This window comes from Kitasatospora sp. NPDC008115, assembly GCF_042957205.1.
Classification (GTDB): domain Bacteria; phylum Actinomycetota; class Actinomycetes; order Streptomycetales; family Streptomycetaceae; genus Kitasatospora.
Window position 1 is genome coordinate 1 of sequence record NZ_JBIBHU010000019.1, and the last position, 17,691, is coordinate 17,691.

At 76.7% G+C, this 17,691-nt stretch carries 23 protein-coding genes; 8 read left to right on the plus strand and 15 right to left on the minus strand.

What is annotated here, in order from left to right; translation table 11 throughout:
* The 5 genes from ACFZBX_RS23170 to ACFZBX_RS23190 all read right to left on the minus strand — a co-directional run.
* Positions 1-326 (minus strand): pirin family protein (locus ACFZBX_RS23170; protein ID WP_391535682.1); only part of this gene is annotated, 326 nt, incomplete at its 3' end.
* Positions 319-798, minus strand: a complete 480-nt coding sequence (locus ACFZBX_RS23175) for an OsmC family protein (protein ID WP_391535683.1) — start codon at positions 796-798, stop codon at positions 319-321. The genes ACFZBX_RS23175 and ACFZBX_RS23170, both read right to left, overlap by 8 nt.
* Positions 795-1,133 carry a GNAT family N-acetyltransferase gene (locus tag ACFZBX_RS23180; RefSeq protein ID WP_391535684.1) on the minus strand — a complete coding sequence of 113 codons (339 nt, stop codon included), beginning with the start codon at positions 1,131-1,133 and terminating at the stop codon, positions 795-797. The genes ACFZBX_RS23175 and ACFZBX_RS23180 overlap by 4 nt, the downstream gene beginning before the upstream one ends.
* A gap of 116 nt (positions 1,134-1,249) precedes the next feature.
* Positions 1,250-2,026 (minus strand): hypothetical protein, encoded by a 777-nt coding sequence (locus ACFZBX_RS23185; RefSeq protein WP_391535685.1) that lies wholly within the window; start codon positions 2,024-2,026, stop codon positions 1,250-1,252.
* Positions 2,027-2,133: 107 nt separating this feature from the next.
* Positions 2,134-2,571 (minus strand): MerR family transcriptional regulator, encoded by a 438-nt coding sequence (locus ACFZBX_RS23190; protein WP_391535686.1) that lies wholly within the window; start codon positions 2,569-2,571, stop codon positions 2,134-2,136.
* A gap of 28 nt (positions 2,572-2,599) precedes the next feature.
* On the opposite strand from ACFZBX_RS23190, the gene ACFZBX_RS23195 reads away from it, so the two are divergent.
* Both ACFZBX_RS23195 and ACFZBX_RS23200 read left to right on the plus strand, forming a co-directional pair.
* The gene (locus tag ACFZBX_RS23195) at positions 2,600-2,908 is read left to right on the plus strand and encodes a hypothetical protein (RefSeq protein WP_391535687.1); all 309 of its coding nucleotides are present in this window, start codon (positions 2,600-2,602) and stop codon (positions 2,906-2,908) included.
* 42 nt (positions 2,909-2,950) lie between these two features.
* Positions 2,951-3,385 carry a hypothetical protein gene (locus ACFZBX_RS23200; RefSeq protein WP_391535688.1) on the plus strand — a complete coding sequence of 145 codons (435 nt, stop codon included), beginning with the start codon at positions 2,951-2,953 and terminating at the stop codon, positions 3,383-3,385.
* On the opposite strand, the gene ACFZBX_RS23205 is transcribed toward ACFZBX_RS23200, so the two are convergent.
* Both ACFZBX_RS23205 and ACFZBX_RS23210 read right to left on the minus strand, forming a co-directional pair.
* Positions 3,379-3,882, minus strand: a complete 504-nt coding sequence (locus ACFZBX_RS23205; protein WP_391535689.1) for a histidine kinase — start codon at positions 3,880-3,882, stop codon at positions 3,379-3,381. The two genes, ACFZBX_RS23200 and ACFZBX_RS23205, sit on opposite strands and share 7 nt — an antisense overlap.
* A 170-nt stretch (positions 3,883-4,052) precedes the next feature.
* Positions 4,053-5,789 carry a serine/threonine-protein kinase gene (locus ACFZBX_RS23210; protein ID WP_391535690.1) on the minus strand — a complete coding sequence of 579 codons (1,737 nt, stop codon included), beginning with the start codon at positions 5,787-5,789 and terminating at the stop codon, positions 4,053-4,055.
* Between the two features lie 228 nt (positions 5,790-6,017).
* On the opposite strand from ACFZBX_RS23210, the gene ACFZBX_RS23215 reads away from it, so the two are divergent.
* Entirely contained in the window at positions 6,018-6,431 is a 414-nt protein-coding gene (locus ACFZBX_RS23215; protein ID WP_391535691.1) for a hypothetical protein, read from the plus strand.
* Between the two features lie 28 nt (positions 6,432-6,459).
* Here ACFZBX_RS23215 and ACFZBX_RS23220 read toward each other — a convergent pair whose 3' ends face one another.
* Together ACFZBX_RS23220 and ACFZBX_RS23225 are read right to left on the minus strand one after the other, a co-directional pair.
* Positions 6,460-6,828, minus strand: a complete 369-nt coding sequence (locus tag ACFZBX_RS23220; protein ID WP_391535692.1) for a darcynin family protein — start codon at positions 6,826-6,828, stop codon at positions 6,460-6,462.
* Complete coding sequence (locus ACFZBX_RS23225; RefSeq protein WP_391535693.1) at positions 6,818-7,738, minus strand: NAD(P)H-binding protein; 921 nt, start codon at positions 7,736-7,738, stop codon at positions 6,818-6,820. Before ACFZBX_RS23225 ends, ACFZBX_RS23220 begins: the two co-directional genes overlap by 11 nt.
* Positions 7,739-7,844: 106 nt before the next feature.
* Here ACFZBX_RS23225 and ACFZBX_RS23230 point away from each other — a divergent pair, with 106 nt between their 5' ends.
* The 5 genes from ACFZBX_RS23230 (at position 7,845) to ACFZBX_RS23250 (ending at position 12,227) form a co-directional block, all read left to right on the plus strand.
* Complete coding sequence (locus ACFZBX_RS23230) at positions 7,845-8,846, plus strand: LysR family transcriptional regulator (protein WP_391535694.1); 1,002 nt, start codon at positions 7,845-7,847, stop codon at positions 8,844-8,846.
* 495 nt (positions 8,847-9,341) lie between these two features.
* The gene (locus ACFZBX_RS23235) at positions 9,342-9,830 is read left to right on the plus strand and encodes a GNAT family N-acetyltransferase (RefSeq protein ID WP_391535695.1); all 489 of its coding nucleotides are present in this window, start codon (positions 9,342-9,344) and stop codon (positions 9,828-9,830) included.
* Between the two features lie 56 nt (positions 9,831-9,886).
* Entirely contained in the window at positions 9,887-10,816 is a 930-nt protein-coding gene (locus ACFZBX_RS23240; RefSeq protein ID WP_391535696.1) for an NUDIX hydrolase, read from the plus strand.
* Between the two features lie 176 nt (positions 10,817-10,992).
* Entirely contained in the window at positions 10,993-11,583 is a 591-nt protein-coding gene (locus ACFZBX_RS23245) for a histone deacetylase (protein WP_391535837.1), read from the plus strand.
* Between the two features lie 170 nt (positions 11,584-11,753).
* Positions 11,754-12,227 carry a DUF1772 domain-containing protein gene (locus ACFZBX_RS23250; protein WP_391535697.1) on the plus strand — a complete coding sequence of 158 codons (474 nt, stop codon included), beginning with the start codon at positions 11,754-11,756 and terminating at the stop codon, positions 12,225-12,227.
* Positions 12,228-12,272: 45 nt separating this feature from the next.
* On the opposite strand, the gene ACFZBX_RS23255 is transcribed toward ACFZBX_RS23250, so the two are convergent.
* The 6 genes from ACFZBX_RS23255 to ACFZBX_RS23280 form a co-directional block, all read right to left on the minus strand.
* A complete protein-coding gene (locus ACFZBX_RS23255; RefSeq protein WP_391535698.1) occupies positions 12,273-13,370 on the minus strand; it encodes an AraC family transcriptional regulator in 1,098 nt (365 codons plus the stop codon).
* A gap of 73 nt (positions 13,371-13,443) precedes the next feature.
* Entirely contained in the window at positions 13,444-13,974 is a 531-nt protein-coding gene (locus ACFZBX_RS23260) for a DUF1772 domain-containing protein (protein ID WP_391535699.1), read from the minus strand.
* Positions 13,975-14,117: 143 nt separating this feature from the next.
* Positions 14,118-14,978, minus strand: a complete 861-nt coding sequence (locus tag ACFZBX_RS23265) for an NmrA family transcriptional regulator (protein WP_391535700.1) — start codon at positions 14,976-14,978, stop codon at positions 14,118-14,120.
* Positions 14,979-15,046: 68 nt separating this feature from the next.
* Entirely contained in the window at positions 15,047-15,853 is an 807-nt protein-coding gene (locus ACFZBX_RS23270) for a putative protein N(5)-glutamine methyltransferase (RefSeq protein WP_391535701.1), read from the minus strand.
* A 301-nt stretch (positions 15,854-16,154) separates the two neighbouring features.
* Entirely contained in the window at positions 16,155-16,388 is a 234-nt protein-coding gene (locus ACFZBX_RS23275; RefSeq protein WP_391535702.1) for a hypothetical protein, read from the minus strand.
* Positions 16,389-16,587: 199 nt separating this feature from the next.
* Positions 16,588-17,634: a M4 family metallopeptidase gene (locus tag ACFZBX_RS23280; protein WP_391535703.1), complete on the minus strand. Its 1,047-nt coding sequence runs from the start codon at positions 17,632-17,634 to the stop codon at positions 16,588-16,590.
* Positions 17,635-17,691 lie beyond the last annotated feature (57 nt).

Sequence of the window (17,691 nt, forward strand, 5' to 3'; positions counted from 1 at the left end):
TCGCGCGGGCGCACCGTCCGGAGGCTGCCGAGGCTGTCGCGGTGCAGGACCTCGCCGGCGTGCAGCCAGCTGACCGTCTGCAGGCCCATGTGCGGATGCGGGGGCACCTGCATGCCCGGCTCGTCCGCGATGTCGTCCGGACCGTAGTGGTCCACGAAGCACCACGCGCCCACCATCCGACGACCCAGGTTCGGCAGGAGACGCCGGACGACCGTGCTGCCGCCGAGGGCGGTCTCGCGCGGAGCGAGGAGTTCGTGGACGGGGCCGCCCGGGGTGTCGGCGCGGCCGCCGCGCACGGTCGGGGTGGCGAGGTCGGGTTCAGCCATGGTGGGCACCGTTTCCGTGGGTCGAGGCGCGCGGGGCGGCCGGGACGATGGGGGTGCCGGCGGAGACGGCGCGGGTGACCGGGGTCCGTTCGGCGATGTCGAGCAGGCGGGCGCGCTGGGCGTCGTCGAGGTCGCCGATCAGATCGATCCGCCGGGTGATGCGGACGGCCTTCTCGGGTCCCTTCTCGTAGCCGAGGTGGACCCGCACGGTGGTCAGCGGCCACTGCTTGCGCTGGGCGTACATCCGCAGGGTGATCGCGGTGCAGGAGCCGAGCGCGGAGAGCAGCAGGCCGACCGGGGTGGTGGCGGTGTCGGCGCCGCCGGCCGACTCGGGCTCGTCGGCGGTCAGGTGGTGGCGGCCGGAGCGGATGTCGACGCGGTAGTCGTCGGCGGTGCTGGTGGCGACGGCGGCCGCGGCGCGGACGAAGCCGGCCTCGGCGTCCGGGACTCCCCCGGCGGGCGCGGCGGTCACAGGCCGAACCGCTCGTGCTGGGCGGCCGGGACGAGGTCGTGGTACTCCGGGTGCCTGGTCAGCCAGCCGCGGATGAACGGGCAGTACGGGAGCACGGCGAGGTCGTTGGCGCGGGCGTCGTCGAGCACGGCGCGGGCGAGGATGCCGCCGAGGCCCTGGCCGCCGAATCGCGGGTCGATCTCGGTGTGAATGAAGGCGATCTCGCCCTCGTGCCGGTGATACTCGGCGAAGCCGGCAGGTTCACCGTCGGAGGTGATCTCGTAGCGGGACTTCTCGGGATTGTCGGCGACGGCGGTCGTCGTCATCTCGTCCTCCTGGGGGTCGGGCTCTGGCATCGAAAGTAATTTAGCATTCAACTAATGGTGGATCAAGACCGCCCGGCGCGAACCGGGCGGTCGGGCGTCGGGGCGGTCCGGGGGTCGCCAGGCGACCGGAGGAGGGGCGGGGACGGTCAGGAGAGCGTGATCGGCGGGGGCAGCGGGTGGCAGCCGTCCCAGGCCGCGATCTGGCCGGGCGGGCAGGAGGCGGGGCGGGTCGGCAGGGTGGGAACCGGGCGCGGCGGGACGGTCCACTCCCCCGGACCGGGGCCCTCCCGAGGGTCCTCGGGCTGCTCGGCGGTCGGCTTGGGAGCCGGCTTGGGCGGGGCGGGCGGCTCGGCCGGCTGGACCGGCGGAGCGGGAGGCTGAACGGGCGGCTGGGCCGGCTGGGCGGGCTGAGCGGGCGGGGCCGGCGGCCGGGTGGGCTGGACGGCCTTCGGAGGCGTGGTCGGAGCCGTCTTCGGCGGGGTGGCCGGACGCGGGGTCGCCGGGACCGGCGGGCGCGAGGCGGGCCGGGCGGGCGTCGGCTCGGCGGCCGTCGGCGGGGCCGCCTCGGGGGCGGGCGCGGCGGGCTCGGCGGGCGGGGTCTCCGGCGCGGCCGGGGCGGGCGGGGCGGCCGGGGCCTCGGTCGACGGGACCGGTTCCGGGGCGGTGGGCGTCGGGCTCTCCGGCGCCGGGGTCGTCGGGACCGCCGACGTGGGCGAGGCGGCCGGCGTGCCCGTCGGCGCCGGCTCCGCGGCGTCCGATCCGCCCATCGCCCAGGCGCTCGCGCCCACCAGGGCGAGGGTGCACATGCCCGCCGCCACGCCGATGGCGATCCGGCGGCGCCGGAGCGCGGATCTCCCGTCCGGATCCTGCTCCTGCGGCTGAGACTGCGACTGCTCCTGCTTCCGCAGTTGGTCTTCCTGCACCGTGCCCCGCCCTGTTCGATCTTCGTTCGGATTGCGCGGATGCTAGCAGGACGCACCGTCAGTCCCGCACGCGCCGCCGACCACCGCGCCGCCCCCTTGCAGGCGGTTCACCCCTGAGGCGCCGCGCGCGGGGCCGCCACCTGCCGGAACCGGGCGCAGCCGGTGACGTCCTCGTGGTCGCAGGTGAGCGCGCACTCCAGGATGTCCAGGGAGGCCTGGGCCGCCGCGATGCGGGTCCGGAGCGCCTCGGCCTCGGCTCGCAGCAGGTCCCGGCACCGGGCCGCGTCCGCGGTGGCGGCGGTCAGCGCGCGAATGGCGTCGAGGGAGAGTCCCGCCTCCTTGGCCCGCAGGATCACGGCCACGCGGGTGCGGTCGGCGGCGCCGTAGCGGCGGCGGCCGGCGGCGTCGCGGGCCGGGGCGAGCAGGCCGACCGACTCCCGGTGCCGCAGGACCTGCGTGGCGAGGCCGAAGCGTTCGGCGAGGGCACCGATGCTCGTCGGCGTCTCCTCGCCGGGCTCCGGTGTGCGGGGCTCGTTTGACTTCATGTCGACATCAAGTCCCAGCATGGCGTGCATGACCAGTGAGACGAGCCCTTCCCCCGCCGCCACCGACGGCGCGACGCCGGACGACGAACTCCTCGCGCGCCTCGACGCCGCCGACCGCCTCCCCGGCGCCGAGCGGCTGCGTTCCCGGTCCTACGACCTGCTCGGCGCCGGACCGTGCAGCACCGTGCTGGACGTCGGCTGCGGCGCCGGGCGGGCCGTGGCGGAGCTGACGGAGCGCGGTGCCCGGGCGATCGGGGGTGGACGCGAGCGCGCGCATGATCGGCGTCGCGCGGCGGCGGTGGCCGGCGGCGGACCTGCGGGTCGGGGACCCCGGTGAACTGCCGCTGCCGGATGCCTCGGTGGCTACCGCGCCGACAAGGTGTTCTACGAGCTGGCCGATCCGCGGCGCCCGTTGGCCGAGGCCCGCCGGGTCCTGGTGGGCGGCGGGCGGGTCGTACTGCTCGGCCAGGACTGGGACACCGTCGTCGTCGACTCCGCCGGCCCGGCGTTCACCCGTGCCCTGGTGCACGCCCGCGCCGACCTGACCACCCGCCCGCGCGCCGCCCGCCGCTACCGCGACCTGCTGCTGGACGCCGGGTTCGCGGACGTCGCGGTCGAGGTGCACACCGCCGTCCTGACCGGCCCGGCGGCCCTCCCCCTGGTCACCGCCCTCGCCGGGACCGCGGCCGCCGCCGGCGCGCTCCCCCGCGAGCGGACGGACCGCTGGATCGCCGAACAGCGCGAGCGCGCCGCGGCCGACCGTCTCTTCCTCGCCCTGCCGGTGTTCACGGCCTCGGCGACCGCACCCTACTGATGCTCCCCCGGCTGGTCGGCCGCTCGGCGGACCGCTTCGACGCGCTCGGCCAGCTCGGCGGCGGGGATGCGGCGGAGGGTGGTGCCGTGGCGGGCGGCGAGGTCGTCGGCGGGGGCCGGGGAGGTCTCGGCGAGGTCGAGGACCAGCATGCTGTGGCCCTCGTCGACCTCCTCGCTGAGCACGATCAGGCCGGCGCCGCCCTCGTGGTCGCGGCGGGCCTCGGCGGCGGTGCCGAGGGCCGTGCCCGCCGCCCAGCCGAGCAGGACGCCGATCGGGCCGCCGAGCAGACCGGCGAGGCCACCGACCACGCCCGCGCCGACGGTCGGCGCGCCCGCCCCGCGCGCCTGACCGGCCGGGACCTCCAGGGTGCCGTCGGCGAGCCGCTCGACGATCGCGGACTGGCGCAGGCCCGGCAGGTGCGCGGCCTCGTCGAAGGCGGCCCGGCAGGCGGCGCGGTCGGTGAAGTCGAGCAGCAGGACGTGGTGGTTCTCGCTCATGGTCGCGACGGCTCCTCGCTCGGCGGTCGGTTCGGTCGGCGGGTCGGCGGGTCGACGTGTCGGCGGGTCGACCGGTCGACGGTGGTCCCGTGGCGCGGCGAACCGTCGACGCGCCACGGGACCAGTCCAGCTTGGTGCAGGACGGGGCCGCCCGCCCGCCGGCGGCGGGGTCAGTCGGCGGCGACGGTGCGGCGCACCTTGCCCTTGCTGTCCGCGAGCAGGTAGCCGCCGTTGTGGTAGGCGTCGGAGAGGTAGACCCGGATGCTCGCCACGCCGTCGCCCGTCCAGGTGTCGATGAGCAGATAGCGGCTGGTCGGGTCCTTCACGTTGAGGGTCTCGTCGGCCTTCTTCAGCAGCGCCGGGACGACGTCCCAGTCGTACTGCGCGAGGTCCACCGGCTTGGCCGAACCCATCGACCCGCCGATGCGCTTGGTGGTCTTGCCGTCCCGGTAGTCGTACGAGTCGTAGCCGCGGCCGTCGGCGGTGGGGACCTGGGCGATCGCGTAGCCCGGGTAGACGGCGAGCTGCTTGACCTTGGTGCCGCCGCTCTGCGCGGTGATCGCCGCGACGACGGTGCGCACGCCCTCCGGGGTCAGCAGGTCCTTGGGGGCGTTCGCCGGCGGCTTGGCGGGCGAGGTGGCGGCGGAGGCGGTGCCGGCCGCCGAGGGCGGCGCGGCGGACGGTGCAGCGGCCGGACCGGTGGCCGTGGCCGCGCCGGCGGACGGGGCGGCGCCGCCCGGGGTCGTGGCGGCCGACGGGCCCTTCGGCGCGGCGGCCGGGCCGGCCGTGCCGTCCGTCCCCTCCGGGCGCAGCATCCAGGCGAGCACGCCCGCCAGGGCGACCCCGGTGACGGCGAGGGTGACCGCGGCGCCGGTGCGGCGGCGGGCGGGCGGCGGGGGCGGCGTGCCGGGGTCGGTCGCGCCCAGGTACTGGGTCCCGGTGATGTCGACGGAGCCGGTGGACGGGTGCGAGCCGGACGGGTGGCCGCCGAACGGCTGCGCACCGGCCGGGGGCGCGGGCGGCCAGTACTGCTGCGCGGCCACCGGCATGTGATGGGCACCGGGGGCACCGGTGTCGGCGGCCGCGAGCGCCTGGTCGAGCTGCGCGGCGTCCGGCCGCACCGCCGGGTCGCGGGCCAGCAGCGCGGCCAGCACCGGTCCCAGCGGCCCGCAGCGGGTCGGCGGCGGCAGCGGCTCGTCGAGGACGGCCGCGAGCGTGGCCAGCGAGGTGGCGCGGCGCAGCGGGTGGTGCCCCTCGACGGCGACGTAGAGCAGCATGCCGAGCGACCACAGGTCGGAGGACGGGTTGCCCTCCTCGCCGCGGATCCGCTCCGGCGCGATGTACTCGGGCGAGCCGATCAGCGCACCGGTGGCGGTGAGCGCGGTGGAGTCCTGCATCGCGGCGATGCCGAAGTCGGTGAGGACGGGGGTGCCGTCGGGACGCAGCAGTACGTTGCCGGGCTTGACGTCGCGGTGCTGGATGCCGGCCCCGTGCGCGGCGCCCAGCGCGGCGAGCACGCCGCGGCCGATCCGGGCGGCCTCGGGGATGCTCAGCGGGCCGCGGGCGATCCGGTCGGCGAGGCTGCCGCCGCTGACCAGTTCCATGACCAGCCAGGGGTGCGGGTGCCCGGGGGTGTCGACGATGTGGTGGATCACCGCGACGTTGGGGTGCTGGAGGCGGGCGAGCGCGCGGGCCTCGCGCAGCACGCGCTCGCGCAGCTCGTGCGCGGCGGCGGGGTCGGCCGCGGCCATGGCCGGGTCCGGCGGGCGGACCTCCTTGAGCGCGACCTCGCGGTGCAGCATGGTGTCACGGGCGCGCCAGACCAGGCCCATGCCTCCGCCGCCGAGGCGTTCCAGCAGTTCGAAGCGGTTGTCGATGAGCCGCGTCTCCGGCCCCCCAGTGTTCATGCCGCCCCATCGTAGGGGCCGACGTCCGGGGGTCCGGCGACCGCCCTGGGCGGCCGGTTGCTCCGTGGACGCCCTGTCCGTACCGGAGTTGGGCGAGCGGCGGCCGGTGCGGTCCGGGTTACGGCCCGCGGGGGCGGGTGCACCCTCCCGGGCGAGGCGGGAGGGCCTTCCGGGTGGCCGTGGGCGGGCCGTCGACCGCGCCCGCCCGGCCGGCTCGTTGTGCCCGGTATGTCTGCACACGTCGGAAGGGCCTCCTGGGCCGCGCTGTCCCTGCTGGTCCTCATCCTCCTGGCGGTGGCCGTGGGGATCGGCCAGCGTCCGCCGCCCGAGCGGTACCCCGGCCCGCCGCCTCCGGAGCCCCCGCAGGGCTGGGTGGTCGCCGCGAGCGCGGCCAACGTACGGCGCGACCACTCGGTGGACGGCGTGGTGCTGGGCCTGGCCCGGTGCGGTGAGCGGGCCGAGATCGTCGACACCTGGATCTCACCGCTGGGCACCCGCTGGAGCCGGATCGTGGTGGTGCCCGGCGGGCTGACGGGCTGGGTCCTGTGGTCCCTGCTCGACCACCCCGCCCCGCCCGGCGGACCCGCCCGCCCCTGTTCCACCCCGTCGCCGGACGCCCCGCCGGACGCCCTGGAGGCGTGAGGGGGCGGCGGCGGGGACCGGGTGGGGGTCAGGTGGCGAGGGTGGCCAGCGGCTCCAGGCCGTAGCTGCGGGCGTAGCCGTTCTCGGTGCCGACGAGCAGCTCCACGACCTCGAAGTAGCGGTCCCAGAACGGGGTTTCGCGCAGCGCGTCGATCAGCAGCCGGTAGGCGTCGTGGTCGTCGGCCTCCCAGACCCAGATGTCGGTGACCCGCGCCGAGTAGCACTCGGTGTCGTAGAAGCGCGAGCGGACGCCTCGGGTGCGGGCCTCGATCACCGGGACGACGTGGGCGGTGAAGGCCTCGACGCGTTCGGCCACGGTCATCGCCAGCCACTCGGGCGCGGTCTTGACCAGCATGAACGCGGTGACCGGCGCCGGTTCGGCACGGTCAGCGGGCATCGGCGGCCTCCGGCGCGGCGAGGACGGCGGGCCTGAGGGTCCGGGCGCACCACTGCGCGAAGCCGGTGGCCGGGCGGCCGGTGTGCGGCGAGCGCTCGACGCCCGTGTCCAGGCCCCGGTCCTTGGCGCGCTTCATGGCGACCATCCCCTCGACGAACGCCGCGTCGAGGCCGTGGCCGAGCAGCGCGGAGCGCAGTTCGTCGAGCGCCTGGCGCCGGTAGCGGACCGGACGGCCCAGCTGCTCGGTCATGATCCGGGCCAGGTCGTCGGGCGACAGGTCCTGCGGGCCGAGCACCGGGACGCTGCCGACGCCGGTCCAGGAGCGGTCCAGCAGCAGTTCGGCCGCCGTCGCGGCGATGTCGGCGACGGCCACCAGCGGGGCCGGGCGGTCTGCGGCGGCGGTGTCGGTGAAGACGCCGTGCTCGCGGATCGACCCGGCCTCCTCCAGCAGGTTCTCGTAGAAGGACGGGCAGGCCAGGGCGCGGTAGGCGGCGCCGGAGCCGGCGATCAGGTCGTCCATGGCCAGCGAGGCGGTGACCAGCCCGGCCCGGGCGGCCTGCGGGGTGCCGCGCCCGAGCGCGGAGACGCCGACGACCCGGCCGACGCCGCAGGCGGCGAACGCCCGCGCGGCCGGGCGGGTGAAGCCGCTGTACGCCCGCTCGGGCGTGGTCGAGCCGTCCGGCGGCACCAGCCAGAACACGGCGTCGGCGCCGACGAAGGCGCGCTCGGCGGTCGCGGCGTCGCCGTGCGAGCCGGTGACCACCTCGACCCGGCCGCGCACGGCCTCGGGGAGCCGGGCGGGGTCGCGGACCACGACCCGCAGCTCCTCCCCGTGCGCGGGCGCGGCCTCGACCAGCAGCGGCAGCAGCCGGCGGCCGATGTTCCCGGTGGGGGCGGTGATGACGATCATGAAAACCTCTCGGTCTGTCTCGGATCGGTGCGGCCCCCTCATCGTGCTGACGCCAACCCCGTTGCCACAATGGGAACTTCAGCAACCAATCATTGCCCGGAACGGAATGACGCCGGTGAACAGCACCGACCCGAAGCCCACCCCGAACCTCGACGCCAACCTCGCCGTCGCCCTCGACGCCCTGCTGACCGAGCAGAGCGTCACCCGGGCCGCCGCGCGGCTGCGCACCTCCCCCGCCGCGATGAGCCGCACCCTGGCCCGGCTGCGCCGGGTGCTCCAGGACCCGCTGCTGGTGCGGGCCGGACAGACGATGGTGCCCACCCCGCGCGCCGAGGAGCTGCGGGCCGAGGCCGCCGCCGTGGTGCGCCGGCTGGAGGCCTTGCTCACCCCGAGCGGCGCCATCGACCCCGCCGCGCTGCGGCGCACCTTCACCGTCCAGGCCTCGGACCTGGTCGGCGCGGCGCTGGCACCCGGCCTGCTCGCGCTGGCCCGCCGCCGGGCACCGGGCGTCTCGCTGCGGGTACTGGCCGAGGAGTGGGAGGCGGGCCCGGCGTTGCGGGAGGGCCGGATCGACCTGGAGGTCGGGGCCATCGACCACGTCGACCCGGAGACCCGGGTGGAGGAGCTGGTCACGCTGCGCCTGGTGGCCGGCGTCCGGGCCGGGCACCCGCTCACCGAGGGAACGCTGACACCCGCCGGGCTGGCCGCCGCCGAGCATGTGACGGTCGGCCGCCGGGGCCGCTTCACCGGGCCGCTGGACGCCGCCCTGGCCGAGCACGGGCTCAGCCGGCGGGTCGGCGTCGCCCTGCCCGGCCACCTGGCGGCGATGACGCTCGCCGCGGCCGGCGACACGGTCTGCCTGGTGCCGACCGCGCTGCCGGGCGAACCCCCGTCGCCCCTGAGCGACGCCGCGCACGCCCTGGGCCTGCGGCTGCTGGACATCCCGCTGACGCTGCCGCCCCTGACGATCGGCATGGCCTGGCACCCCCGCCACACCGCCGACGGCGCCCACCGGTGGCTGCGCGACGCCGTCCGCGGCGTCCTCCGCCCCGCGCGGCGGGGCCGGGACGCGGCAGCCGAGACTCGGGGGACCGCGGCCGGGGACTGAGGTGGCCTCCGGTGCTCCGAACGCCGACCGGGTCCGGAGAGAGGCCGATGCCGGTCCTCGCCACCTGGCTGCTGCCCGCCGGGGACGGCGACGCTCCGGCGACGCGCGCCCACCAGGGATCGCACGTCGCCCGGCGGACGACCAGCCGCGCGCCGGCTGGCTGGAGGTCGCCGCGATCCCGAATCAGTGCCATCCCGAGGTCCGCGCCGCCGCCGCGGCGGCGGACGGCCCGGCGGACCGGGAGCCGCCGCCGGTGGAGTTCCTGCGGGTGTCCGTCGGCCGAACCGCCGCGAACGGCCCGGGCGGCGGGTACGACCAGGCGACGGCGATCCTCGATCGCGCCCAGGCGGAACGGCTGCGCAGCACCCTCACGGCGTGGTCGGGCACGAAGGAGCGACAGCGCAGGGAGGGGCCCGGGGGTTCCGGGGCGGGTGCGGGCGGGTAGGGGCCCGCAGCGACGTCGGGGCGGCGCGGGGACGGACGGAGGTGGCCCGGGTGGGCGGGGACGGGGCGGGTGCCGGGCCGGGGGCCGGAGTGCGGCCGGCCGGGCCGGGGGACGCGGACGAACTGCTGCGGCTGCGGGTCGCGGTGCTGGACGGCGAGCCGCTGGACGAGCGGTGGCGCAGCACCTTCCGCGACGACCTGCGCGACCGGCTGGGCCGCGACCCCGACCTGCTCGCCTACGTGGTGCCGGCCGGCGGCGGGCTCGCCGCCTGCGCGATCGGCATCGTCTACCGGGGCTACCGGGGCCCGAGCCATCCGACCGGGCGGTGGGGGCGGATCCACACGGTGGTCACCGACCCGGCGCACCGGCGGCGCGGCCATGCCCGGGCGGTCACGGCGGCGCTGGTCGAGGCGCTCGGCGCGCGCGGCTGCGGGTCGGTCGAACTGCGGGCCACCGAGGCCGGCGCGCCGCTCTACCGGACGCTCGGCTTCGACCCGGTGGACGGGTACATGCGGCTGAACCTCGGCGCCGGCCACTGACCCGGCGGCCCGGCGCCGTGGAGCCCCGTCGTTCCCCTCACCGAAGGAGGCTCCAGTTGGAGCACCGCCCGTCCGACCCCCTCCCGCTCGCCGCCGTGGTCGTCACGGACACGCTGGGCCGGGTCCTGCTGCTGCGCCGCCCGGACGGCCGCTGGGAGTTGCCGTCCGGGCCGGTCCACCCGGCCGAGGCCCCGACGGCGGCGGCCGTCCGCGCGCTGGCCGAGGTCTGCGGGGTGACCGCCGGCGCGGTGCGACCGCTCGGGGTGTTCGAGGACGGGTGCCCGGACGGGGCCGAGGGCGGCGCGGCGCGGTGGCACGTGTTCACGCTGGCGGCGCACGCCCCCGGCGCGCTGGACCGGCTCGTGCTCCGCCGACACGCCACGCACTCCTGGTTCTTCACGGACAACCTGCCCGGTGTCTCCCCCGCCGCCGTCCGCTTCCTGCGGGCGCACGCCCCGGCGCGTCCGCATCTGACGCGCCCCCAGTGGCTGGCCACCACACCCCGCGCGTGGCTCTGCACGGCCGCCGTGGTGACCGCGCCGGACGGGCGGCTGCTGATGGTGAAACCGAGGGTCCGGGAGCCGGACCGGCGGCCGGACGCCGGGCGGTGGAACTTCCCGGGCGGGGTGCTCGACACCCATGAGGACTCGCCGGCCGGTGCCGCCCGCGAACTGCGCGAGGAGACCGGCCTCGACCGGCCGCCCGGGCCGCTGCTCGCGGTGGTCTGGCAGCATCCCGCACCGGGCGCGGACCACCCCATCGTCCAGTTCTTCCACGACTTCGGCACCGCCGACCCCACCGCCGTCCGGCTCGGCTGCCCGGACGGGGAGATCACCGACTGGGCCTGGCTCCGCCCGGACGGGGAACTGGACGCGGCGGCCGGCCCGGCCCGGGGGTACGCGGCGCGGCGCGCGCTGGCGGCCCGCGCCGCCGGCCGCACCGTCACCGCCGCCTTCCCGCCGGGGCCGTTCGAGACGTCGGGCTGACCCACAGGCCGCCCCGGACCCGCCCCGGACCCGCCCCGGCGCGGGCGTGGCGACGCGGGCGGGCCGGTCGGGTAGCGTCACCGGCCGTGGAGGAGATCCGACCGCTCGTCAGCCCGCGGCCCGGCCTGGTGCCGGCCGTGCCGCCGCTGATCTGGTACGCCGCGTACGGCTCGAACATGCACACCGGGCGGCTCGCCTGCTACCTGCGCGGCGGGCGGCCGCCCGAGGGCGAGCGGGACTACCCCGGCTGCCGCGACGCCCGGCCGCCCGAGCGTACGGTGCCGGTGCGCCTGCCCGGGCTGCTCTACTTCGCCCTGGAGTCGCGGACCTGGGGCGGCGGCATGGCCTTCTACGATCCCCGCCGGCGCGGCACCGCGGCCGGCCGCGCCTACCTGCTGACCGCCGGGCAGTTCAGCGACATCGCCGCCCAGGAGATGGGCGGCGGGCCGGGCGCCGACCTCGACCTGGCCACCGTGCTGCGGACCGGGCGCGACCCGCAGGGGCCGGGCCGCTACCAGACCCTGGTGTGCCCGGGCGCGCTGGACGGCGTCCCCGTGCTGACCTTCACCGCCCCGTGGACGCTCGCCGAGGCCACCCTGAACGCCCCGCGCGCCCGCTACCTGCGCAACCTCGCCGCCGGACTGGCCGACGCGCACGGCTGGTCGGCGCGCCGCACCGCCGCCTATCTGAGCACCCGCCCGGGCGCCGCCGGGCACTGGACCGTCGACGCCCTCCTCGCCGCGCTGACCGGGCGGACCGGAGCCTGAGCCTCCGCGGCGGGATCCGGCCGCCAAGACATGACCATTCGTCATCATCGCTGCGCTATCGGCGAATTCAGTGGGCAAAAGGCCGTTCGATGACGGATGATCGGCGGGCGGGCCGCTTCGACCGAGCGGGTGCCGGGCCGACTGGACGGGGGCAGGGCGACATGGAGGCGATGCGGGTCTTCGCACTGGTGGCGGCGACCATCACCACCGGACTGACCTCCGGACTCTTCTACACCTACGCCTCGGTGACCCCGGGGCTGCGCACCGCCGACAACCTCGCGGTCGTCCAGGTGATGCAGCGGCTCAACGTGGCCGTCCTGAACGGGTGGTACCTGCTCGGCTTCGTCGGCACGCTGGTGTTCACCGGTGTCGCCGTGGTGCTGCACCTGCCGAGCGACGGGCACCGGGTGCTGCCGGCGGCGGTCGGGGCGCTGGTCTGCTACACCGGCTCGCTGGTGGCGACCAGGGCGGTCAACCTGCCGCTCAGCCAGGCGCTGGCGGAGGCCGGCGATCCCGGCCGGGCCCGGTACTCGGACCCGTTCGACCCCTCCGGCGCGCGCCGGGTGCGGTGGAGCGCGGCGCGGGCGCTGCTGTCCACGGTGGCGCTCGGCCTCCTCTGCTGGGCGCTGGTCATGCACTGCTGACGTCGGGCCCAACTGATCGGCGCAGCAGGGAGGTTGGCGCTCCGCTCAGCCGGCCGCCAGCACCACCGTGGTCGGCGTGGGGCGGGACGGCCGGGCCGTCGCATCCGTAGCCGCCGCCCCTGCCGCCGCCCCTGCCGCCGGCTCTCCGGGCCGGGGCACGCCGGTCTCCGGCACACCGGGTTCCGACGCGTCGGCCGCGGCAGCCGACCGGCGGTGCTCCTGCGGGGTGATCCCGCGCACCCGCTTGAACGCCGTGCTGAGCGCGAACGCGTCGCCGTAGCCCACCCGGCGGGCCACCGCCGCGATGGTGAGCTCCGGGTCGCGCAGCAGGTCGGCGGCCACCGTCAGCCGCCAGTTCGCCAGGTAGGCCATCGGCGGCTCGCCGACCAGCGCGGTGAACCGGCGGGCCAGTCCGGCCCGGGAGACCCCGACCCCGGCGGCGAGCGCGGCCACCGTCCACGGCCGGGCCGGATCGTCGTGCAGCAGCCGCAGCGCCGGGCCCACCACGTCGTCGCCCTGGGCCCGCAGCCAGCCGGGCGCATCGGCGTCCGGGGCGGCGAGCCAGCCGCGCAGCACGCCGACCACCAGCAGGTCCAACAGCCGGTCCAGTACCACCTCCTGGCCCGGATCGGCCCGGGTGACCTCGGTGCCGAGCAGCCGGACCAGGGTGTCCTCGGTGGTGTCCACCCCGGCGGGCCGCACCAGCAGGGTCGGCAGGTGGGCCAGCAGCCGGCGGCCGATCTCGTGCTCGGCCGCGTAGGTGCCGGTCAGCATCACCGACGGGCGCTCGTCGCCGGGCCGGGTCTCGCCCCAGGTCCGCACCCCGAGCGCCATCGAGGTCGCGACGCTGACGCCGTCCCGGGAGCAGATCTGCCCGGGGCCGACGACGATGTCCGCCTCGCTGCGCGGGTCGTCCGCGACCGTGTACGCGTCCGGTCCGCGCAGCAGCGCCAGGTCCCCCGGCCGTACCGGCACCGGCTGCCCGCCGTCGGGCAGGATCCACGCCTCGCCGTCCAGCATGGTGAGCAGCGTCAGCGGCGCGCGGTCCTCGATCCGCAGCGCCCACGGCGTGCTGAGCACGGAGCGCAGCACGAACGCGCCGCGGGCCTTGGGGCCGTCGAGCAATCCCGTCAGGGTGTCCATGATCGGTCAGCCTAGAGGGTGATTCCCGGCGTGCACCGGGTGGTCGGTCCGGTTGCCGGCGCGGAGCCGGTGGTCACCGGGTGGTGCGGCGGTGGGTGAGCAGGGCGCGGGTGAGGGCGGCGAGAGCGGCGGTGCACAGGACGGTACGGGCGATGTTGGCGGTGGTCCAGGTCGGGGCGAAGGCGGCGCGGACGGCGGCCGGATCGGTGAGGGCGGCGGGGTCTCCGGCGGCGGCGAGCCGGTCGTTGAGGGGGACGTTGACGGTGCCGGTGAGGACCAGCGCGGCGAGGTAGAGGACGGTCGCCACCGCCGTCCAGAGGGTGGCGGCGCGCTCGCCGGAGCGGTGCAGCAGCCAGGTGCCGACGGCGGGCACGGCGAGGGCACCGACGAGGACAGCGCCGAAGACCGGGTTGGTGATGGCGGTGTTGATGTTCTGCATGGCGGTCACATAGGTGCGGTCGTCGCCGGCGGCGAGGCCGGGCATGACGGAGACGTCGAAGGCGAAGAAGAGGCCGGACATCAGGCCCATCGCGGTGGCGGCGGTGGCGAGGACCGGGCCGGTGGCGGCGCTCGCACGGGTGGTGGTGGCGACGGTGGCGGACATGCGCGGGGCTCCAGCAGGTGTGGGGGCGGCCGGCCCGGGGACCGCGTGCGGCACGCGGTCCCCGGGGCATCGGACGGGCTCGGGGCGTTGCTTCGGGCGTCGGCTTCAGGCTGCGCCGGCTTCGGGCGTTGGCTCGGGGAGCCTCAGACGTCCCAGACGCCGGACGCGGCGGCGTCGCGGGCGTAGTCGGCGAAGTCGCGCGGCTCCCGGCCGAGGGCCCGCCGGACGCCGTCCGTCAGATGGGCGTTGCGGCCGTCCAGGATCATCGTGAACAGGTCGGCGAACTCACCCGGCAGGCCGGCGGCCGCCAGCACCGCGCGGTACTCCTCGACGGTGACCGCCACGAAGCGGATCTCCCGCCCGGTCGCCGCGGACAGCTCGGCGGCGGCGTCCGCGAAGGAGAGCAGGCGCGGGCCGCTCAGCTCGTAGACCTCGCCGTCGTGGCCGTCCTCGGTGAGCGCGGCCACCGCGACGTCGGCGATGTCGTCCGCGTCGATGAACGGCTCGACGGCGGTGCCGGTGGGCAGCGCCAGCTCACCGGAGAGCACCGGCTCCAGGAAGAAGCTCTCGGAGAAGTTCTGCGAGAACCAGGAGCAGCGGACGACCGTCCAGCCGGTGCCGGCCCCGGCGACCGCCTCCTCGGCCGCCTGCGCGGCGTCCTCGCCGCGCCCGGAGAGCAGCACCAGGCGCTCGACCCCGGCCTTGGCGGCGCGGCGGGCGAAGGCCTCGACGGTCTCCACGGCGCCGGGGAAGGAGAGGTCGGGGTAGTAGGCGAGGTAGGCGGCACCGACGCCGTCGAGGGCGGCGTCCCATGTGGTGTCGTCGGCCCAGTCGAAGGGGACCGGCGCGGTGCGCGAGCCGATCCGGGCGGTGTGGCCGAGCGCGGTGAGGCGCTCGGCCACCCGCCGGCCGGTCTTGCCGGTCCCGCCGGTGACCAGGACGGTCCGGGCGGCGGCGGTGGCGGAGGTGCTGGGCTGCTGGACGCTGTCGGTGTTCTCGTTCATGGGCCTCAGTCAACTCCGCGCGCCGCCGCCCGGACATGGTCGTCACGCTCAGCCGCATGTGCGCGCGTCTACGCCCGGGCGGTCGGCGGGCGGGTGGCGGTGACCACGGTGGCGTCGAGGTCGTCGTCGTAGCCGAGCACGGCGGCGAGGCCGGCGGCGGTGACCACGTCCAGGGCGGTGGCGGCCTGCTGGTCGCTGGTCTCGAAGAGCAGCGCGCCGCCCGGGGCCAGCCAGTGCGGGGCTTCGGCGGCCACCCGGCGCAGCACGTCGAGGCCGTCGGCACCGCCGTCCAGTGCCGGGCGGGCCTCGTGCAGCCGGGCCTCGGCCGGCAGCAGGGCGATGTCGGCGGTCGGCACGTACGGGACGTTGGCGAGCAGCACGTCCACCCGGCCGCGCAGGCGGGCCGGCAGGGCGTGGAAGAGGTCGCCCTCGGACACCTCGGCGCCGGTCGCCGCGAGGTTGCGGCGGGCGCAGCGGACGGCGGCCGGGTCGAGGTCGGCGGCGTACAGCCGGACGGGGTGGGCGACGGTGGCGGCGAGCGCCGCGCCGAGGGCGCCGGTGCCGCAGCAGAGGTCGACCACCAGCGCGTCCCGGTGCGCGAGCGCGGCGGCGGAGCGGGCCAGGAACTCGCTGCGCCGGCGGGGCACGAACACGCCGGGGTCGACGGCGATCCGCAGGCCGGCAAACTCGGCCCAGCCGGCGACGTGTTCGAGCGGGCGGCCGGCGGCGCGGTCGCGGACCATGGCGGCGAGTACGGCGGGTGTCGCGGCGGCGGCGAGCAGGATGCGCGCCTCGTCCTCGGCGAAGACGCAGCCGGCGGCGCGAAGCCGGGTGGTGACGGCGGAGCGGAGGGAGACGGACGGGTGAACAGACAAGGGAACCCCTGGAGCACGATTTCGGGAGGACGTCGTCCGACCCGGGGCTCCCCGCGCATACGTCGCCGGACGGCGGACGGTCCCGCGCGCCCGGACGGTGGCCGGCGCTACGGCCTGGCGTGGTCCTGCACGAAGGTGTCGCGGTCGCGGCCGGGGAGCACCCGTTCCGGCACTGCGGTCATGGGTTCTCACCTCCCCGTTTCTACGCGTACTGCTGCGGCGCCCGCCACCATACCGCACTCGCCGCGCCTCCGCGCCCTGCTCCGCCCTCGGGTGGAGCGGGGCGACGGCATGCCGGGACTCAGCCGGCCGTGGGGGCGGCGGTCCGCGGCTGGACGGTGCAGGCCTTGGTCGTGTGGTGCCCCGCGAAGCCGAGCAGGCTGCCGAGGACGTGGCGGCAGACCGCCGCCTCCTTCTCGTTGCGTGGTCCCTGGGCGGCGGCCGGCTGGGCGGCGGCCAGGGGGACGGCGAGCAGCGCGGCGGCGAGCAGCAGGGCGGACCCGATCGCGCGGGCGGCGGATCTGGCGAATGTCATGACGGCGGACCCCTTGTCGGGTGGGGGGACGGGACGAGCCACGACTACCGCACGCGACCCGCCTCCGCGCGGACGCTGCGCCGTTGGTGAGCGTGTCCCGGCCGTCCCGGCACCGGCGGCCCCGCCTTCGGCCACCTGCTCCCGTCCTCCCCTCCGCCGGCGCGAGGGCGGCGGGACCTGTCCGGACCGTGGCTGCGGGCTATGCGGCGGGTACGCCGACCTGCGCCCAGGCCTTGAGGACCGCCTGGGCCTCGCCGCCGTCGCCGTACAGACTGCGCGCGGCCGACACGGTGAGGCGGGCGAAGTCCGCGAACTGGGCGTCCGGGGCGAGCTCGCCGCCGGTGAGGGCGGTGTACCAGATCCGCCCGGGCTGTTCCCAGGCGTTCCCGCCGAGGGCGGTGGCGACCTGGTAGAAGGCGTGGTTGGGGATGCCGGAGTTGATGTGCACCCCGCCGTTGTCCCGGCTGGTGCGCACGTACTGGTCCATACCGGCCGGCTGCGGGTCCTTGCCGAGCAGCTCGTCGTCGTACGCCGTTCCCGGGGCCTTCAGGGAACGCAGGGCCGCGCCCCGGACGTTCGGCCCGAACAGTCCGGCGCCGATGAGCCAGTCGGCCTGATCGGCACTCTGGCCCAGCGCGTACTGCTTCACCAGGGACCCGAACACGTCGGAGACCGACTCGTTCAGAGCGCCCGACTGGCCGAAGTACTCCAGGTTGGCGGTGTGCTGCGTGACGCCGTGCGTCAGTTCGTGGCCGATGACGTCGACCGGGATCGTGAGGTCGAGGAAGACCCCGCCGTCGCCGTCGCCGAACATCATCTGCTCGCCGTTCCAGAACGCGTTGCCGTACTTCTCACCGTAGTGCACGGTCGCGTTCAGGGGCAGCCCGGAGTCATCGAGCGAGTGCCTCCCGAACGCGTCCCGGTACAGCTCGAACGTCGCGCCGAGGCCGGCGTGCGCCCGGTTGACGGCGGCGTCGCGGGAAGGCCCGTCGCTCTCCGCGTGAACCCTCTCACCGGGAAGCCTCTCCCGGTGCCGGGCGTCGTAGACGGTGCGGACGGGCTCCGTCGAGGGCGAACCGGCCGGCGCGGCGCCGCGGGTCGCGGCGATGCGGCGTTGGGTGCGCATCAGGGCGTCGTGCTCCAGAGTGCGCTGCGCGGGCTCGTACACGAGCGGGTCATCGGCCTGCGCGAGCCTGTCGAGGATGTGGGGCGGCACGATGGTGCAGAACACCGGTGGGATCGTCACGCCGACATGGTGACACACCGCACGCCAAAGGTGGCTCAAGGTAGTCGAATTGGCGAC

What these genes read in the sequence shown, in the direction of transcription:
- ACFZBX_RS23190 (WP_391535686.1), bottom strand. Translation starts at nt 2,571, where the DNA reads ATGAAGTCAAACGAGCCCCGCACACCGGAGCCCGGCGAGGAGACGCCG.
- ACFZBX_RS23225 (WP_391535693.1), bottom strand. Translation starts at nt 7,738, where the DNA reads ATGATCGTCATCACCGCCCCCACCGGGAACATCGGCCGCCGGCTGCTG.
- ACFZBX_RS23215 (WP_391535691.1), top strand. Translation starts at nt 6,018, where the DNA reads ATGTCTGCACACGTCGGAAGGGCCTCCTGGGCCGCGCTGTCCCTGCTG.
- ACFZBX_RS23220 (WP_391535692.1), bottom strand. Translation starts at nt 6,828, where the DNA reads ATGCCCGCTGACCGTGCCGAACCGGCGCCGGTCACCGCGTTCATGCTG.
- ACFZBX_RS23210 (WP_391535690.1), bottom strand. Translation starts at nt 5,789, where the DNA reads ATGAACACTGGGGGGCCGGAGACGCGGCTCATCGACAACCGCTTCGAA.
- ACFZBX_RS23245 (WP_391535837.1), top strand. Translation starts at nt 10,993, where the DNA reads ATGCACACCGGGCGGCTCGCCTGCTACCTGCGCGGCGGGCGGCCGCCC.
- ACFZBX_RS23255 (WP_391535698.1), bottom strand. Translation starts at nt 13,370, where the DNA reads ATGGACACCCTGACGGGATTGCTCGACGGCCCCAAGGCCCGCGGCGCG.
- ACFZBX_RS23180 (WP_391535684.1), bottom strand. Translation starts at nt 1,133, where the DNA reads ATGCCAGAGCCCGACCCCCAGGAGGACGAGATGACGACGACCGCCGTC.
- ACFZBX_RS23205 (WP_391535689.1), bottom strand. Translation starts at nt 3,882, where the DNA reads ATGAGCGAGAACCACCACGTCCTGCTGCTCGACTTCACCGACCGCGCC.
- ACFZBX_RS23195 (WP_391535687.1), top strand. Translation starts at nt 2,600, where the DNA reads ATGACCAGTGAGACGAGCCCTTCCCCCGCCGCCACCGACGGCGCGACG.
- ACFZBX_RS23250 (WP_391535697.1), top strand. Translation starts at nt 11,754, where the DNA reads ATGCGGGTCTTCGCACTGGTGGCGGCGACCATCACCACCGGACTGACC.
- ACFZBX_RS23265 (WP_391535700.1), bottom strand. Translation starts at nt 14,978, where the DNA reads ATGAACGAGAACACCGACAGCGTCCAGCAGCCCAGCACCTCCGCCACC.
- ACFZBX_RS23260 (WP_391535699.1), bottom strand. Translation starts at nt 13,974, where the DNA reads ATGTCCGCCACCGTCGCCACCACCACCCGTGCGAGCGCCGCCACCGGC.
- ACFZBX_RS23275 (WP_391535702.1), bottom strand. Translation starts at nt 16,388, where the DNA reads ATGACATTCGCCAGATCCGCCGCCCGCGCGATCGGGTCCGCCCTGCTG.
- ACFZBX_RS23230 (WP_391535694.1), top strand. Translation starts at nt 7,845, where the DNA reads ATGACGCCGGTGAACAGCACCGACCCGAAGCCCACCCCGAACCTCGAC.